At 71.9% G+C, this 14,982-nt stretch carries 14 protein-coding genes; 4 read left to right on the top strand and 10 right to left on the bottom strand.

Annotated features, from left to right (window positions below; genetic code table 11):
* Positions 1–49: 49 nt before the first annotated feature.
* The 6 genes from ITJ55_RS15745 to solA all read right to left on the bottom strand — a co-directional run bounded on the left by ITJ55_RS15745 (position 50) and on the right by solA (position 6,812).
* Positions 50–871: a glycoside hydrolase family 16 protein gene (locus ITJ55_RS15745; RefSeq protein WP_194596246.1), complete on the bottom strand. Its 822-nt coding sequence runs from the start codon at positions 869–871 to the stop codon at positions 50–52.
* A gap of 122 nt (positions 872–993) precedes the next feature.
* The gene (locus tag ITJ55_RS15740) at positions 994–2,781 is read right to left on the bottom strand and encodes a hypothetical protein (RefSeq protein ID WP_194596245.1); all 1,788 of its coding nucleotides are present in this window, start codon (positions 2,779–2,781) and stop codon (positions 994–996) included.
* Positions 2,782–2,974: 193 nt separating this feature from the next.
* Entirely contained in the window at positions 2,975–3,742 is a 768-nt protein-coding gene (locus tag ITJ55_RS15735) for an amino acid ABC transporter ATP-binding protein (protein WP_194596244.1), read from the bottom strand.
* On the bottom strand, positions 3,739–4,542 hold the full coding sequence (locus tag ITJ55_RS15730; RefSeq protein ID WP_194596276.1) for an amino acid ABC transporter permease: 804 nt from the start codon (positions 4,540–4,542) through the stop codon (positions 3,739–3,741). The genes ITJ55_RS15735 and ITJ55_RS15730 overlap by 4 nt, the downstream gene beginning before the upstream one ends.
* A 70-nt stretch (positions 4,543–4,612) precedes the next feature.
* Positions 4,613–5,443 (bottom strand): ABC transporter substrate-binding protein, encoded by an 831-nt coding sequence (locus tag ITJ55_RS15725; RefSeq protein ID WP_194596243.1) that lies wholly within the window; start codon positions 5,441–5,443, stop codon positions 4,613–4,615.
* 67 nt (positions 5,444–5,510) lie between these two features.
* Entirely contained in the window at positions 5,511–6,812 is a 1,302-nt protein-coding gene (solA, locus tag ITJ55_RS15720) for an N-methyl-L-tryptophan oxidase (protein ID WP_194596242.1), read from the bottom strand.
* A gap of 98 nt (positions 6,813–6,910) precedes the next feature.
* Here solA and ITJ55_RS15715 point away from each other — a divergent pair, with 98 nt between their 5' ends.
* Positions 6,911–7,849, top strand: a complete 939-nt coding sequence (locus tag ITJ55_RS15715) for a LysR family transcriptional regulator (RefSeq protein ID WP_194596241.1) — start codon at positions 6,911–6,913, stop codon at positions 7,847–7,849.
* Positions 7,850–7,861: 12 nt separating this feature from the next.
* Here ITJ55_RS15715 and ITJ55_RS15710 read toward each other — a convergent pair whose 3' ends face one another.
* Positions 7,862–8,983: a hypothetical protein gene (locus ITJ55_RS15710; RefSeq protein ID WP_194596240.1), complete on the bottom strand. Its 1,122-nt coding sequence runs from the start codon at positions 8,981–8,983 to the stop codon at positions 7,862–7,864.
* Positions 8,984–9,192: 209 nt separating this feature from the next.
* On the opposite strand from ITJ55_RS15710, the gene ITJ55_RS15705 reads away from it, so the two are divergent.
* Positions 9,193–10,515, top strand: a complete 1,323-nt coding sequence (locus ITJ55_RS15705) for a hypothetical protein (protein ID WP_194596239.1) — start codon at positions 9,193–9,195, stop codon at positions 10,513–10,515.
* Between the two features lie 154 nt (positions 10,516–10,669).
* On the opposite strand, the gene ITJ55_RS15700 is transcribed toward ITJ55_RS15705, so the two are convergent.
* The gene (locus ITJ55_RS15700) at positions 10,670–11,275 is read right to left on the bottom strand and encodes a hypothetical protein (protein WP_194596238.1); all 606 of its coding nucleotides are present in this window, start codon (positions 11,273–11,275) and stop codon (positions 10,670–10,672) included.
* Between the two features lie 77 nt (positions 11,276–11,352).
* On the opposite strand from ITJ55_RS15700, the gene ITJ55_RS15695 reads away from it, so the two are divergent.
* On the top strand, positions 11,353–11,949 hold the full coding sequence (locus ITJ55_RS15695; RefSeq protein ID WP_194596237.1) for a hypothetical protein: 597 nt from the start codon (positions 11,353–11,355) through the stop codon (positions 11,947–11,949).
* A gap of 201 nt (positions 11,950–12,150) precedes the next feature.
* On the opposite strand, the gene ITJ55_RS15690 is transcribed toward ITJ55_RS15695, so the two are convergent.
* The gene (locus ITJ55_RS15690) at positions 12,151–12,720 is read right to left on the bottom strand and encodes a GNAT family N-acetyltransferase (protein WP_194596236.1); all 570 of its coding nucleotides are present in this window, start codon (positions 12,718–12,720) and stop codon (positions 12,151–12,153) included.
* A 235-nt stretch (positions 12,721–12,955) separates the two neighbouring features.
* On the opposite strand from ITJ55_RS15690, the gene ITJ55_RS15685 reads away from it, so the two are divergent.
* On the top strand, positions 12,956–13,108 hold the full coding sequence (locus ITJ55_RS15685) for a hypothetical protein (protein ID WP_157490230.1): 153 nt from the start codon (positions 12,956–12,958) through the stop codon (positions 13,106–13,108).
* 128 nt (positions 13,109–13,236) lie between these two features.
* On the opposite strand, the gene ITJ55_RS15680 is transcribed toward ITJ55_RS15685, so the two are convergent.
* Positions 13,237–14,982, bottom strand: coding sequence for an MDR family MFS transporter (locus ITJ55_RS15680; RefSeq protein ID WP_194596235.1), 1,746 nt, complete (start codon positions 14,980–14,982; stop codon positions 13,237–13,239).

Genomic DNA, 14,982 nt, shown 5'->3' with positions numbered 1-14,982 from the left:
CACACCGCGCCTCCTCGGCGGACCCGCCTACGGCCCGCCTACTGCCCGCCTACTGGTAGACGCGCACGTAGTCGACCTTCATCTGCTGCGGCAGCTGGGTGCTGCCGTCGGGGTAGCCGGGCCAGGCACCGCCGACCGCGACGTTGAGGATGAGGAAGAACGGCTTGTCGAACACCCACGGGTCGCCGCCGGTGCTGGCCGGCGTGACCTGGTGGTAGACCTGGCCGTCGACCGACCAGGTGATCGAACCGGGCGCCCAGTCGACCGCGAAGGTGTGGAAGTCGTCGGCGAACGACCAGCCCTGGGGGTGCTGGTACGTGCTGGTGAGGCCTTCGCCACCCGAGTAGCCCGGGCCGTGGACGGTGCCGTGCACGCGGTGCGGTTCGAAGCCGACGTTCTCCATGACGTCGATCTCACCCGCGCTCGGCCAGCCGGCGTTCGGCAGGTCGGCGCCGAGCATCCAGAACGCCGGCCAGATGCCCTGGCCCCGCGGGATCTGGATGCGGGCCTCGACCCGGCCGTACTGCGCCGTGTACTTGTTCTGCGTCGTCAGGCGAGCCGACGTGTACGACCCGTCGCCCTCTCGCTTCGCGGTGATGACGAGGTTGCCGTTGCCGTCGAGGGCGGAGTTCGAGCGTGAGTTCGTGTAGTTCTGCAGCTCGCCGTTGCCCCAGCCGCCCCCTCCGGTCTCGAGGTTCCAGACCGAGGGGTCGGGAGCGCTGCCCGCGCCACCGTCGAACTCCTGCGACCAGACGATCGCCTGCTGGGCCGAGGCCTCGGCCGAAGCCGGGGCCGGTGCGGCGGCGACCGTGGTCGCGGCCAGTGCTGCGGCGGCGGCCAGGCCGACGCCGGTCAGGATGCGTCTCTTCACGGGTCTCTCCGTTCTCGTCGTGCGGGCGGTGCGTTGGGTGGTGCTCGTGGTGTGCGCGGTCGTGCGTGCGGTGGTGCTCGTGGTGTGCGCGGTCGTGCGGCCGGTCGTCTCGTCGCGTGCGGTCACGGGTACGTCACCACCCGGCTCGGGACGGTGTTGCCCGCGGGCGTGGGCACCGAGGCGCCGACGCCGTTGATGACGCTCGAGATCGTGCCGACGTCGCCGAGCGAGACCGTGAAGACGCCGTGGGCCTTCACGCCCGAGGTGCGGGGCACCTCGAACGCCTGCGCCAGGCGCACCTGCGGGTTGGCGTTGAAGAACGAGTACACGCCGCCACCCCAGATCTCGTGGCTGGTCACCCCGTCGGCGACCTTGTAGGCCGCCCACCCCTCGCCGGTCGGGCTCTGCCACGAGGCGTTGTCCGGCACGTCGTAGGGCAGCTCGTTCTGGAAGAAGATCGTGCGGCCGCGCTCGCCGTTCCAGATCACCTGGTACTGCTGGTAGTGCTCCACGAACAGGCCGGTGGCGAGCACGTCGTCACCGTTCACCTCGACGCCGGTGGCGCCGCGGTTGACCGTCCAGCCGGTGGGGGCACCGCCGTGGTCGGCACGCCAGGCCCAGATGTGGTCGACGATCGTGTCGTCCGAGTTCACCTGCAGCGTGGTCGTCGCGTTGCCCTGGATGCTCGAGCCGACACGGAAGTACACGTCCTGCACGCTCTGCGGGTTCGCCGCGTGGTCGACGTGCGAGCCGGTCGTGCCGAGGCGCATCAACTGGTCGCTGTTCTGCGTGCCGGCGTCGACGACGAGGCCCGAGACGTTCACCCCGGCCACGTCCGCCGTGGTCAGCACGGCGTTGCCGCTGGTCGGCACGAGCGTCGGGAACCCGATGCCGGTGACGACGGTGTCGGCCCGCGTGACCTCGATCGCCTGGTCGAGCGAGTAGGTGCCCGGCGTGAAGAACAGGTTCAGCCCCTGAGCCAGCGCGCCGTTGAGGGTCGCCGCCGAGTCGCCGGGGTGGGCGACGTAGAAGTCGCGCATCGGCAGGTCGCTGCCGGCCGTGTCAGGCCAGGTGACGCCCGACGAGTCGCGTTGCAGCGACGGGACGAACACGTGGTAGTCGCCCGAGCCGTCGACGTAGAGGTACGGCTTCTCACGCGTGACCGGGGTCGTGGCGAGGGTCGTGTAGCTCTTCGCGAAGTCGTTCGCGGGGGCACCCTGCACGCCCGAGAAGGTCATGTTCCAATTGCCGCCCTGCCACGACCCGAGGGTCGAGTCGCGGGTGTACCACTGCTGCTGCGAGCCCGAGGTGACGGTGCCGTCGACCTTGCTGTCGGCGATGTACCCGCCCGACGAGTAGCCCTGGCCGCCGTCCTGGTTCGACGGGCCCATGGTCAGGTCGCCCCTGATGTGCACGCGGCGCATGGGTGCGGCCTGCGACACGGCCCACCGGTCGACGCCCGACTCGGGTTCGACGGCCAGGTTCTCGACCGAGCGCCAGAAGTTCTGGGTCGCGTTCTTCTCGTCGCCGTAGTTCCAGCCCGAGTCGACGTTGACGGCACCCTGGATCGTGACGTCGTCTGGGTTCTTGCCGAGCCCCTGCAGCGCCGTGTAGAAGCCCAGGTTGGCGAAGACCCGACCGTAGGTGCCGGGCTCGAACAAGAAGGCGTGGCGCTGGTCGCCGAACTGCGCCGTGGGGTTGCGCAACTGCGCGTCGAAGGCCGCGTCGATGTCGGCCTGGATGGTCGAGGCCGGCACGCTCGGGTCGTACACGGTGACGTTCGGGCCGAAGTCCGGCCGGTCGCTCGTCGCCACGGCGGCCGTGCCCCCGGCTGCCGCCTGTGCCGCGAGGGCCGGCAGGACCGCCCCCACGACGCTCGCCGCGACCCCCGCCGCGATCACTGTCCTCATCCGTCTGTTCATGATCTTCTCGTCTCCGATGGCGTCGTTGCCACCCGTCCGGACGCTACGCCCGCATCGCAGGCAAAACAAGACCCCCCTGTCCATCACGCGAACGGGGGGTACGAGAAAAGTGCGGAGACTGCAGGAGGCGCGATGCCGGTCGCGCCGACACCGCGCCTCCTCGGGTCCTCGGGTCCTGCAGTCAGAGCACCTGGTCGAGGAAGGTCTTCAGCCGGTCGGTGCGCGGGTGGTCGAAGAGCTGGGCCGGCGGCCCGGCCTCGACGACGACGCCGCGGTCCATGAAGACGACCTGGTCGGCGGCCTCCCGGGCGAACCCCATCTCGTGGGTGACGACGACCATGGTCATCCCCGCTCCGGCCAGGCCCTTCATCAGGGCGAGCACACCCTTGACCAACTCGGGGTCGAGGGCCGACGTGGCTTCGTCGAAGAGCATGACCTCGGGGCCGAGGGCCAGGGCCCGGGCGATGGCCACGCGCTGCTTCTGGCCGCCCGAGAGCGACGAGGGTCGCACGTCGGCTTTCTCGGCGAGCCCGACCTCGGTCAACCGGTCGAGTGCGACCTGCCGCGCCTCGGCGGCCGAGACGCGGCGCACCCGTCGCAGCGGCAGCACGATGTTGTCGAGCACCGTCCGGTGCGGGAACAGGTTGAAGTGCTGGAACACCATGCCGACCCGACGACGCAGCGCATCCTCGGAGCCGTGCAGCACGTCCGTCCCGTCGAGCAGCACCTCGCCGCCCGAGGGCTCCTCGAGGCGGTTGATGCAGCGCAGCACGGTGGACTTGCCCGAGCCCGACGGGCCGATGATGCAGGTCGTCGTGCCGGCGGGCACCACGAGGTCGATGCCGTGCAGAACCCGGGTCGCGCCGAAGTCCTTGGTCAGGCCCCGGATCTCGAGGTCGCCGGCGGTCTGGACCGAGGGCACTGCAGGAGGCGCGGTGAGGGTGGTCATCGAGGGGCTCCAGACGTGGCGGGGGCGAGCGGTTCGGCGGTCGGGGCGGGTGCGGCCGAGGTGGTGGGGGTGACCGTCGCGACCGCTCCCGCCGACGTCGGCGGGGAGGCGGGTGGGACCGTGCCCGACGGGCGCCGCCCGAACGAGCGGCCCTCGCGCAGCCGACGGTCGATGACGTTGACCAGGTGCGTCAACGGCACCGTGATGATCAGGTAGAACACGCCCGCCAGCACGAGCGGCGAGAGGTTGCCGTTGGTGATGGCCGCGTCCTGCCCGATGCGGAACAGCTCGCGCTGCGACGTGATCAGGCCGAGGAAGTACACGAGCGACGAGTCCTTGACGATCGCGATGAACTGGTTCACCAGCGACGGGAGCACCTGGCGGATGCCCTGCGGGATCACGACGAGCCGCATCGAGTCGCCGTGGCTCATGCCGAGCGCCCGGGACGCCTCGAGCTGACCACGGTCGACGGCGAGGATGCCGGCCCGGAAGATCTCACCGATGTAGGCGCTGGCGATCAGGCTGAGGGCCAGGATGCCCAACGGGTACGGGTTGCCCCGCGTGAACAGGTTGAACAGCGGTGACAGACCCGTCCCGATCAGCAAGATCGTGAGGATGGCCGGCAGGCCGCGGAACACGTCCGTGTAGATGCGGCTGAGCACGCGCGGCAGGCGATGGCGGCTCGTGCCCATCACCGCGAGCAGCAGCCCGACCACGATGCCGATCGCCGTGGCACAGAGGGCCAGCAGCAGCGTGTTCCACACCCCGTAGGCGAGCATGTCGGGCAGCGTGCGGAGCATCGCCTCGCCGTCGAAGAAGCTGCGGCCGATGTTGGCCAGCGCGTCGGAGAAGTTCACGGTCGCCCCCTGCTCACTCGCTCGGCTGGAACTCGTCGGGCACGGGCTGGTCCGGGAAGAACTTCTGGTCGATCTCGAGCCAGGTGCCGTCGGCGACGATGTCGGCCACGGCCCCGTCCACGGCGGTCTTCAGCGCGTCGTTGCCTTTCGCGATGGGGAAGCCCACTGGGAACTCGGGCACGGCGACGTTGATCGCGATGGTCTGCGAGCCGTTCGACGCCGCCGCGTACTCCTCGGCCACGGGGAAGTCGAGGAAGTGCGCGTCGATCGTGCCCGAGCCCAGCGCGGCGACGGCGCTGTTGTTGTCGGGGAAGCGCACGAGCTCGGCGCCCGTGAAGTTCTCCTGCGCGTAGCTGTCCTGGATCGTGCCCTGGACGATGCCGAGGCGCTTGCCGTCGAGCGACGACGCGTCGTCGGTGATGCCCGAGCCGTCGGCGGCCAGCACCGAGATGTACCCGATGAAGTAGTGGTCGCTGAAGTCGACGGTCTTCTCGCGCTCTTCGGTGTCGCTGATGGACGCGGCCGCCATGTCGAGCTGCCCGTTGGCGACGGCGGGCAGCAGGGCCGAGAACTCCTGCGTGACGAACTCGGTCTCGAGTCCGAGGCGCTTCGCGACCTCCTTCGCCATCTCGACGTCGAAGCCCTGCAGCTCGCCGTCCTCGGTGTAGGCGTACGGCTTGGTGTCGCCGGTCGTGCCGATCCGCAACGTGCCGGCCGAGACGGTGCCCAGCTCGTTCGAGGCGCCGGCCTCGGAGCCGCCCGACGAGCAGGCGGTCAGGGCGAGGCCGAGGGCGGCGACCGCGGCGAGGGCGGCCGTGAGGCGGGTGGTCGTTCGTCTGGTCATGGTTCTCTCCTGTCAGGGCGGTGCGAGGGGAGTGCGGGGTGGGTTCGGGAGGCGCGGGCCGGGTGGATCAGGACGGCACGGCCAGGCGGTCGACCGTGTCGGTCGCGGCGGTCGTGGCCGCGGTCGGGCGGTCGTCCTCGTCGAGCCAGGACGTGCCGTCGTAGCCGCGGTCGGGGCTCATGAAGTCGATGTCGGTGAACGGTTCCTCGTCGACGGCCAGCTGCGCGAGCAGCTCCCCGATCGCCGGGGCGTGCTTGAAGCCGTGGCCGCTGTCGCCGCCGGCGACCACGACGCGACGGTCGCCGCCGGGGTGGCCGATGACGAACTGGCGGTCGGGCGAATTCGTCACCATGCAGGCGATCGCCTTGGCAGGGGTCGGGTCGAGCCCCGGGAAGGCCCGGGCCACGGCTGCCGAGAGCATGCCGTAGTCCGCCGCCGGATGGATGTACCGGTCCACGGTGTCGGCCTCGGCGTCCTCGAAGGCGCCGCCCGAGTCCTCGAGGCCGATCTTGACGGCGTAGCCGTCCCCGTCGGCCTGGTCGGCGCCGTGCCCCCAGAGCGTGGTGCCGTCGGGCAGCTGGCGGATGAACACCGGGAAGGCCGCGAGGTCGAAGTCGCCGCCCGGTGCCGTCGCCTCGGGGGTCGTGCCCTCGAACCAGAAGAGCGGGGTGCGGCGGGCGACGAGGGGATGGTCGACGAACTGCGGGGTCCAGGCCCCGAGCGTCACGACCACGCGGGCGGCCCGCAGCACGCGTCCGCCGGCCGTGACCTCGACTCCCCCGTCGACCGGGTCGATCGCCGTCACCCGGGTGTCGGTCAGCACGGTCGCGCCGAGCGACCGGGCCACCTCGACCGCGGCCCGCACTCCCTTCTCGGGGTAGCTGATGCCGGCGGCGGGGTCCCACACGCCGATGTCGTCCGGGCCGAAACCGGCGTACTGCGGGAACCGCGCGACCAGCTCGTCGTGCTCGAAGACCGTCGACTCCAGCCCGGCCTCGTGGACGGCACGCAGGGTGCCGGCGACGACGTGGCCGTCGCGGGGGCCGACCATGACGCCACCGGTCTGACGCAACAGGGTCTGTCCGGTGCGCTCGCCGAGGTCGTACCAGAGGTCGCGGGCGCGGGTCGCGATCGGTGCCAGCCCCGGGTGCTCCATGCAGGCGATGCGGAACAGTCGGGTCGCGCCGTGGGTCGAGCCCATCGGGTGGCCGATGCCGAAGCGCTCGACGCCGATCACGCGCTGTCCCCGCTTGGCGAGGCGCCAGAGCGCCTGTGCCCCCCAGGCGCCGAGCCCGACGACGATGACGTCGGCGTCGAGGGACGGGTCGGTGGGTCCTGGTACCGAGGAGGCGGTGGTGGCGTCGTTCATGGCCCCTGTCTATTGCGTCGGCACTTGCGCCCTCAAATACCAAAAAGGGATGATCTGATACCCGCTGCGTATGAGGCGCATCCGACGAGAGGCCCGTCATGGAGATCCGAGAGCTCACCTACTTCATGGCCGTCGCCGACGACCTCTCGTTCACGAAGGCCGCTGCGCGGTTGCAGATGAGCCAGCCGCCGCTCAGCCAGGCCATCTCGCGACTCGAGGCAAAGCTCGGCACGCGGCTGTTCGAGCGGCAGGCCCGGACGGCGCCCCGACTGACCCCGGCGGGCGAGCTGCTGAAGCGTGAGGGCAAGCGCATCCTGCACCAGATCGAGCAGACCGAGTCGTTGCTCGACTCGGTCGTGGCCGACGTGCAGCCTCTCCGGGTGGGCAGCATCAGCTCGGTGCTCGCCGGGTTGCTGCCGACCGTGGTGCGGGCGTTCTCGGCGTCGCACCCCGGCGCCCGGGTGCTCGTGGAAGAGAGCGAGGAGCAAGCAATCCTGTCCGACCTCGTGCGGGGCTCGGTCGACCTCGGCTTCACCCGCGTGCGCTCCATCGACGACCGGTTCGAGGTCGAGCAGTTGGCTCTCGAGCCCCTGGTCGTGGCACTGCCCGACACCCATCGCCTCGCTGGTCGCACCTCGGTCCCCCTCGGCGAGCTGGCCGACGACGACTTCATCATGTTCAACCGCGAGGACGCCCCGCAGGCCTACGACCGCATCGTCATGTCGTGCGTGCGAGCCGGCTTCAACCCGCGCATCCCCATCCACGCGGTGAACGACCTCTCGATGTTGAGCACGGTCGCCTGCGGCCTGGGCGTCTCGCTGATGCCGTACCTCTCGTCGTACATCCCGATCCCGGGCGTCCGCTTCGTCACGATCGCCGAGGACTGGGCACGGACGGCCCTGTCGATGCTCTGGCTCTCCGGTCGGCCGAACCCGATGACGACCGCTTTCACGGCGCAGATCCGAGCCGAGCTGACGGCGATGCGCGACCGCGACCTGCAGGCGGGCCGCATCACGCTCGACCTGATCGGCGGCTGACGTGGACGCTCGTCAGGCCGAGGCCGCCGCGCGGGCGACGTAGCCCTCGGCGAGCCGACCGCTCGCCGCCTCGGCGTCGGGCACCGTCGACGGGTCGACCGTGAGACGCGCCCAGTCGTCGCCGAGCACCAGGTCGGTGACGCAGGTGTCGGCCGAGCACGACCGGTAGGCCCGGTCGCCGTCGGCGAGCCCGGGCACGCTGACGGCCGTGTCGGGGTCGACGAGCCCGAACTCGATGCGCTGGTCGAGGGCCCAGGCCCCACCGGTGAGGACGCTCTCGTCGCTGTAGGGCGTCGTGTCGGCGAGGATCGAGCACGACGTGGCCACCGCCCGGCTCCACGCCGCGGCGTAGACCGACCAGCCGCCGCCCGGGGTCAGCACGAAGAGGTCGTCGCCCGCACCGAAGGCCTCGCGCTCGAGCGCGGCGTCGGCCACGCACGACCAGGGTCGGGCCGGGCCGCCGAGCGGCCACGGGTCGTCGGACACGTCGACCGACGAGACGACCTCGGTCACCTCGGCGACGACCGGCGCGAAGCGTTGCTCGGGTGTCGCCTGGGCCGAGGGTTCGAAGTTCGTCGCGACGATCGACACCCAGGTGTCACCGACAAGCTGGTCGAAGGAGCAGCCGCGGAAGGTCTCGTCGCCGAAGCACCGGCCGTCGGGGTCGTCGCCGTAGATCTCGACGAACTGCGGCCAGGTGTCACCGGCGTGCGGGAGCGCCTGCACGAGCAGGCCGCTGTAGCCGCTGCCCTCGGTCGCGTTGTTCTTGCCGTCCGACGACGCACCGTCGTTCCAGGTGCACGAGAGCCCTCCCTCTTGGGCGATCGCGTAGTCCGAGGGCATGACGGTGCCGCGGTCGTAGTAGTCGCGCGGCGCCCACGACGCGTCGAAGGCCGTGGCGGTGCCGGCCGCCAGCAGGCCGGCGCAGTCCACCCCGAGTTCGGTGACCGGCGAGCTCGCGGCGGGCGGCGGCGGCGTCGCCGGCCCCGCGGTCGCCGGCGTCGTCGACCCCGCCGTCGGCGCCGTGTCGTCGCGGTCCGCGGCGCCACCGCCACTCGTGCACGCCACCAGCACCGCCACCGTCGCGAGTGCCCCGGCGAACGCCGCCCCGACCCGACCCGTCATCGTCCCCATGCCCCGACGCTACCGAGCCGAGGAGGCGCGGGTCGTCTCGATCGTGCAACGCCCGTACCCGAACGCCACGGGTCGGGGGACAACGACGTCACGGTCTCATCACGACGGGAGTCGGGCGTCGATCCGCCCCTCGACCGGCCCGACTGTGCTGTCTACAGTCGACCGATCGTGCGCGCCCGACGCACGGCACCACTCGTCCCGGGGGAACAATGTCCAGATCACGCCGTCTCGGCGCCGCCACCGCCCTGCCCGCCGCCGCCCTCGCCGCGGCCCTCGTCCTCGCGCCGACCACGGCCTACGCCGCCGAGGGCGACCCCGCGGCGGTCGACGCCCCCGCGACCGGCACCTCGTCGTCCGACGTCTCGCCGACCGACGTCTCGTCGACGGGCGACACGACGACCGGTGCCGCCGTGACCGTCTCGGGAGACGCCTCGCCGGCGGTCGTCGAGCCGGCCGGACCCGACGCCGAGGCGGACGCCCCCGCGACACCCGCGACCGGCGCGACCGGCGCCTCCGGATCGTCGGACGAGGCGACGGACTCGGCCGCACCGGAGGCCGACGCCCCGGCCGAGAGCTCGACTCCGACCCCCGTGGTCGCTCCGACCGACGTCGTGGTCGACGCCGTGGTCGACGACCTCGGCGTCTTCATCCCCGTGAACGCGGCGCACCCGGGCCAGGCCTTCCCCGTCTTTGCGCAGGGCTTCACGCCCGGTGACGTCGTGGACGTCACGGTGTCGGGCGACGACGTGCCGGCCGAGGCCGACTACGTCTCGTTCGACGGTTCGTCGACCTTCGACGAGGACGGCGCGACGGAGTTCTCCGTCGAGCTGCCCGCGACCTTCGCCGTCGGAGGCGTCGTCACGGTCACGGTCACCGACGAGAGCGGTCTCTCGACCTCGTCCGACGTCCCGGTGACGGCCTCCGTCCCCGCTCCCGAGCTCACCGTCCCGGTCGGCGCGACCGCAGGCATCGTCACCGTGACGGGTGAGGACGGCATCCCCGGGGGCTACGCCCTCGTCGAGGTCTACGACGCCGACGAGCTGATCACCGAGCTGCCCGACCCGTCGCTCGACGCCGACCCGTCGTCCGACGCGGAGCCCACGGGTGACGAGATCACCTTCGAGATCCCGGTCGACGTCGACCCCGTCCCCTACGAGGTCTCGGGCTCCGCGTCCGCCCTCGTCCCCGTCGACGCCGACGGACGCTTCTCGGCCCGCTTCGTGCTGCCCGCCGGCGACTTCGCGACGGACGCCTACACCTTCGACGCCGACCTGACGACCGAGAGCGAGTTCTCGGACGCCGTGGTGTTCTCGGTCGCCCCCGCCGTGACGGCGCCGGTCGCCACGACCCCGGGCACGACGGCACCGGCCGCGCTGCCGGTGCGTCCGGTCGCCGCCGTGACGCCCGCCCGCTCGTCGTCGCTCGCCTACACCGGCTCGGACCCGTCGGGCGCCCTCGGCTGGGCCGTCGCGTCCGTGCTCGCGGGGGCGGGTGCCCTCGTCGCCGGACGCCTGCGCCTCCGTCGCCGCTGAGCCGACCCGCGCCGGCCCGCGCTGGCCCGCCACACCGCCACACCGCCACACCGCCACACCGCCACGAAGTACACAGCCCGCCACGAGATCCCGTGGCGGGCTGTGTACTTCGTGGCGGCGGAGGTCGGGGCGGCGTGGGCCAGGGTGGCGGGGGTCAGGGCGCGGGCTCGCCGGGCGCCGGTGGGTCGCGGACGACCTGCTCTGCCCCGGCCTTGTCGAGCATCCCCGGAAAATTGAACCGCGCGAACTTCCCCGTCGGGTCGTGCGGGCTGGCCGGAGGAGCGATCGAGGAGGCGCGGATCACCTCGATCAGCAGGTCGCGTCGGGCGTCGTCGAGCACGGGCGTCGACCGCTCGCGCAGCAGCACGGACACCGACGGGCGGCGACGACGCGCGAGCTTCAGCAGCAGCCCGGCCTCGTCGTCGTTCTGCACCGGGACGAGTTCGGCCCGGGTGATCTCGGCGAACGGGACGACTCGCCGCCCGATGCGCAGCCGTCGACCCCGCAGGTCGACCGCGAAGGGCGCGTTCAGCCAGAGAACGACGTTCCAGACGACGGCGGCGATCGTCGCCCAGAGCACGAACCAGATCGGCACGGCGATGAGGCCGAAGAGGTCGACCGGCGAGCCGCCCGGCGATTTCGAGAAGAAGGCGCTGGCCGTCCCGAGCAGCACCGTCGCGGGCATCGCCACGCGCATGAGGCGCACGAGCAGACGCAGCTTGGGCTCGTCGTCGAAGACGACCCAGGTCTCGTCGGGCATGCCGTCACCGTACCGGGCCGGCGCCCCGGGGTGCCGACGAGCGCTCACCCCCCTCACCGTGGAGTAGACAATCCCTCATGGACAAGGCCGCCCTCGACCCGCCCCGAACCGCCTCCGAGAAGGCACTGCAGTCCCGTCAGCTGTTCCAGGTGGTCCTGCAGGTCCTGCTGGTCGTGCTCTTCGTCGCGCAGCTGAGCTTCCGGGCCGAGACCCGAGGCCACGACGGCATCTGGTTCGTGATGCTCGCCTTCGTCGTCGCGTTGGCGGCGGCCGACGCCGTGCTGGTGGTGCGCCTCCTGGCCGTCACGTCGTGGCGGAGGCTCCGCGTCCGACCGGACGAGCGCCTCCTCTGGGGCACGTTCGCCGAGCGCGTGCTGCCGTCCGGAGGCGCGGCCTACCCCGGTCGCCTCGCCCTGTCGACGACGCGGTTGCGCTACCTGCCCGACCCGATCTCGCGCCTCCGGGGAGCGGTGGCCGAGGAGTGGCCGGCCGCGGCCCTGCACGACGTCCGCGTCACCCCGGTCGACGCACGCCGCCGCCGACGCGGCGGGCGCTGGGTGATGGTCGACGTCGAGGGCGGCGACCCCATCACGCTGATGTCGGCCGAGGCGCACCTCGTGGCGGACGAGCTGTTCGAGGCCCTGAGCGTCGCCACGCCGACACCCCGCGACTGACCCGCGCCCTCCCTGCGGCCCGCTCCGTCGGGGAACCGGTGCCCCTCGCGCGTCGATCCGGTACGTGACGGATCACACCACCCTCATCCGGTACGTACCGGATCAGCGGGACGGAGACGTCTCTGGCCCTGCGCGGGACGGGCCGGGTCGAGCCGGCACGGGTCGGGTCCCGGAGACGACACGTGACGCGACGCGTCGCGTTCAGGCGAGCCGCGCCTCCAGGCCGGCCCGCACGTCGGGCCACTCCGGGCGGACGATCGAGAAGTAGGCCGTGTCGCCGACCGATCCGTCGGCGGCGACCCGGTGCGAGCGCAGCACCCCCTCGGGCACCGCGCCCAGCCGGCGGATGGCCGACGCGCTGCGGAGGTTCCGCGCGTCGCAGCGCAGCGCCACCCGGTTCAGCCCGAGGGCGTCGAACGCGTGCGTGAGCAGCAGCAGCTTCGTGGCGGGGTTCGTGCGCCCGCCCCAGAACGCCCGGCCGTACCAGGTGCTGCCGATCTCGACCCGGCCCTGTGCCGGCACGAGGTCGTAGAGCGTCGTCGTGCCGCGCACCTCGCCGCCGTCCGCGCCGCGCACGGTGAACGCGAGGGTCGTCGGGTTCGCGAGCTGCGCCTCCACGTGCCGGGCGTAGGCCGCGACACTCGCCGGTCGGGCGCTGACCATGCCCGCCCACAAGCCGTCGTCGGTCAGTGGCCACAGCGCGGCCGCGTCGTCGACCTCGATCGGGTCGAGCCGAACGCCGCCGCCGGCCAGCCGCACGTCGTGGATCACCGGACTCCGCCTCGCGCACTCATGGCCACCAGCCTACGAAGGGCCACGGCCGGGACGCCACCCGCGCGCCTCGTCCTTCACGTCTCGCCCCTCGCATCTCGCGTCTCGCGCCACCCCGCAGATCCGCTACGGTGATCGCGCGGTCGCCCACGAACTGGGGGCCGCGGCACGACCCCACCGTGCCGCACCATCGTCAGACGCGTCCGACCCGACGGGCCCGCCCGAGGAGACACCCATGAGCACCCACAGCACCCCCAGCCGCCTGCGCGAGGACGACGTCGACGGCGTCGTCTGGGACGCCGCCCAGGAGGCGCGCCTCGCGTCCGCCCCCGCCCGCACCTCGACGGCTGCGGCGACCCTGCCGACCCCGGGCCCCGCCGCCGTCTGACCCGGCGCCCCGCGCCCACGCCTGCCTCAGCCTCAGCCCCTGCCCGAACGCACAACACCGTCGAGTGGACAGGGCACCGCCGCAGAACGCGGTGTGCCGTCCACTCGACGGTGTCGTGACTCGGCCGACTACGGCCGGTCGGCGTCGTCTCGCGCGTCGACACCGTCGAGCGGCGCGACCGGAGCCCCGGTCGCCACCGCCCCGGCGGTCGCCGCCTCCGACGCCGCCCCGGCCCCGCGCCGCCCGGCACGCCCGGCGCCGCGACCGTGTGCGGCCCGCTCGGCGGCCTCGAGCTGCTCGGCCTCGTCACCCGAGAGCGCCTCGCCGCGCGACACCATGCCCGCGACGTCCGACAGCGTGATCTGCGGCAGGAACAGCGACAGCACGAACGCCACCGCGATGAACGGGATCAGGTAGGCGAAGACGGGTGCCAGCGAGTCGGCGTAGGCCTCGACGACCAGGCGGCGGATCTGCTCGGGCAGCTGGTTCAGCGTCGCCGGGTCGAGGGTGGCCGTGGCCTGCGAGGCGTCGCCCGCCGAGGCCCCGGCACCCGTGAAGACGTCGGTCAGGTTCGAGGTGAGCCGGCTCGTGAACAGCGCGCCGAAGATGGCGACGCCGAGCGCGGCACCGACCTCGCGGAAGTAGTTGTTCGTGCTGGTCGCGGTGCCGACGTTCTGGGCGTCGACCGAGTTCTGCACGACGAGCACCACGACCTGCATGATCAGGCCGAGGCCGGCGCCGAACAGGAACAGGAACACGCAGATCAGCCAGAGCGGGGTGTCGGCCGTCAGCGTGGTGAACAGCGCCATGGCGATGCCGGTGAGGATGGTGCCGACCACCGGAAACACCTTGTACTTGCCCGTCTTGGTGATCAGGTTGCCCGACACGATCGAGGTGCCGATCAGGCCGACCATCATCGGCAGCAGCAGCAGGCCCGAGACCGCGGCCGAGGCGCCCGACGACATCTGCAAGAAGGTCGGGACGAACGCGATGGCCGAGAACATGCCGATGCCGAGCACGAACCCGACGGCCGTCGCGAGGACGAACACCTTGTTGCGGAAGAACGACAGCGGGATGATCGGGTCGTCGGCGCGCGACTCGACGAGCACGAACAGCGACGCGGCGATCACGACGCCGGCACCCCAGAGCCAGGTCTCGGGCGCACCCCAGCCGTGCTCGTCCTGGCCGCCGAACTCGGTGAAGAAGATGAGGCAGGTGGTCGCGGCCGACAGCAGCACGACCCCGAGCACGTCGATGCGCTTCGTGGCCTTCTTGCTGGGCAGCGTCAGGGCGGCCCAGGTGATGACGAACGCGGCGATGCCCACGGGGATGTTGATGTAGAACGCCCACTGCCAGGTGAGGTGGTCGACGAAGAACCCGCCGAGCAGCGGGCCGCCGATCGCCGACAGGCCGAAGACCGCACCGAGCGGGCCGAGGTACTTGCCGCGCTCGGAGGCGGGCACGATGTCGGCGATGATCGCCTGCGACAGGATCATCAGACCGCCGCCGCCGAGGCCCTGGATCGCGCGGAAGACCACGAACATCCAGAAGTCGCTCGCGAAGGCGCACCCGATGCTGGCCAGCGTGAAGATCGCGATCGCGACGAGGAACAGGTTGCGGCGCCCGAGCACGTCGCCGAACTTGCCGTAGATCGGCATGACGATGGTGGTGGCGAGCAGGTAGGCCGTGGTGATCCAGGCCTGGTGCTCGACGCCGCCGAGCTCGCCGACGATGGTCGGCATGGCCGTCGACACGATCGTCTGGTCGAGGCTCGAGAGCAGCATGCCCGAGATCAGGGCTCCGAAGATGATCCAGATGCGTCTCTTCGTCAAGAGGAAGGGCGCGTCGGCCTTCGCCGTGGTGGTGGTCGTCAT

The organism is Frigoribacterium sp. VKM Ac-1396, assembly GCF_015350895.1.
Classification (GTDB): domain Bacteria; phylum Actinomycetota; class Actinomycetes; order Actinomycetales; family Microbacteriaceae; genus Frigoribacterium.
This window is presented reverse-complemented; position numbering and strand designations above follow the sequence as displayed.

Excerpts from the sequence above, each read along its gene's own strand:
- ITJ55_RS15740 (WP_194596245.1), bottom strand. The coding sequence starts at position 2,781 with ATGAGGACAGTGATCGCGGCGGGGGTCGCGGCGAGCGTCGTGGGGGCG.
- ITJ55_RS15705 (WP_194596239.1), top strand. The coding sequence starts at position 9,193 with ATGTCCAGATCACGCCGTCTCGGCGCCGCCACCGCCCTGCCCGCCGCC.
- solA (WP_194596242.1), bottom strand. The coding sequence starts at position 6,812 with ATGAACGACGCCACCACCGCCTCCTCGGTACCAGGACCCACCGACCCG.
- ITJ55_RS15725 (WP_194596243.1), bottom strand. The coding sequence starts at position 5,443 with ATGACCAGACGAACGACCACCCGCCTCACGGCCGCCCTCGCCGCGGTC.
- ITJ55_RS15735 (WP_194596244.1), bottom strand. The coding sequence starts at position 3,742 with ATGACCACCCTCACCGCGCCTCCTGCAGTGCCCTCGGTCCAGACCGCC.
- ITJ55_RS15685 (WP_157490230.1), top strand. The coding sequence starts at position 12,956 with ATGAGCACCCACAGCACCCCCAGCCGCCTGCGCGAGGACGACGTCGAC.
- ITJ55_RS15700 (WP_194596238.1), bottom strand. The coding sequence starts at position 11,275 with ATGCCCGACGAGACCTGGGTCGTCTTCGACGACGAGCCCAAGCTGCGT.
- ITJ55_RS15730 (WP_194596276.1), bottom strand. The coding sequence starts at position 4,542 with ATGCTCCGCACGCTGCCCGACATGCTCGCCTACGGGGTGTGGAACACG.
- ITJ55_RS15680 (WP_194596235.1), bottom strand. The coding sequence starts at position 14,982 with ATGACGACCACCACCACGGCGAAGGCCGACGCGCCCTTCCTCTTGACG.
- ITJ55_RS15710 (WP_194596240.1), bottom strand. The coding sequence starts at position 8,983 with ATGGGGACGATGACGGGTCGGGTCGGGGCGGCGTTCGCCGGGGCACTC.
- ITJ55_RS15715 (WP_194596241.1), top strand. The coding sequence starts at position 6,911 with ATGGAGATCCGAGAGCTCACCTACTTCATGGCCGTCGCCGACGACCTC.
- ITJ55_RS15695 (WP_194596237.1), top strand. The coding sequence starts at position 11,353 with ATGGACAAGGCCGCCCTCGACCCGCCCCGAACCGCCTCCGAGAAGGCA.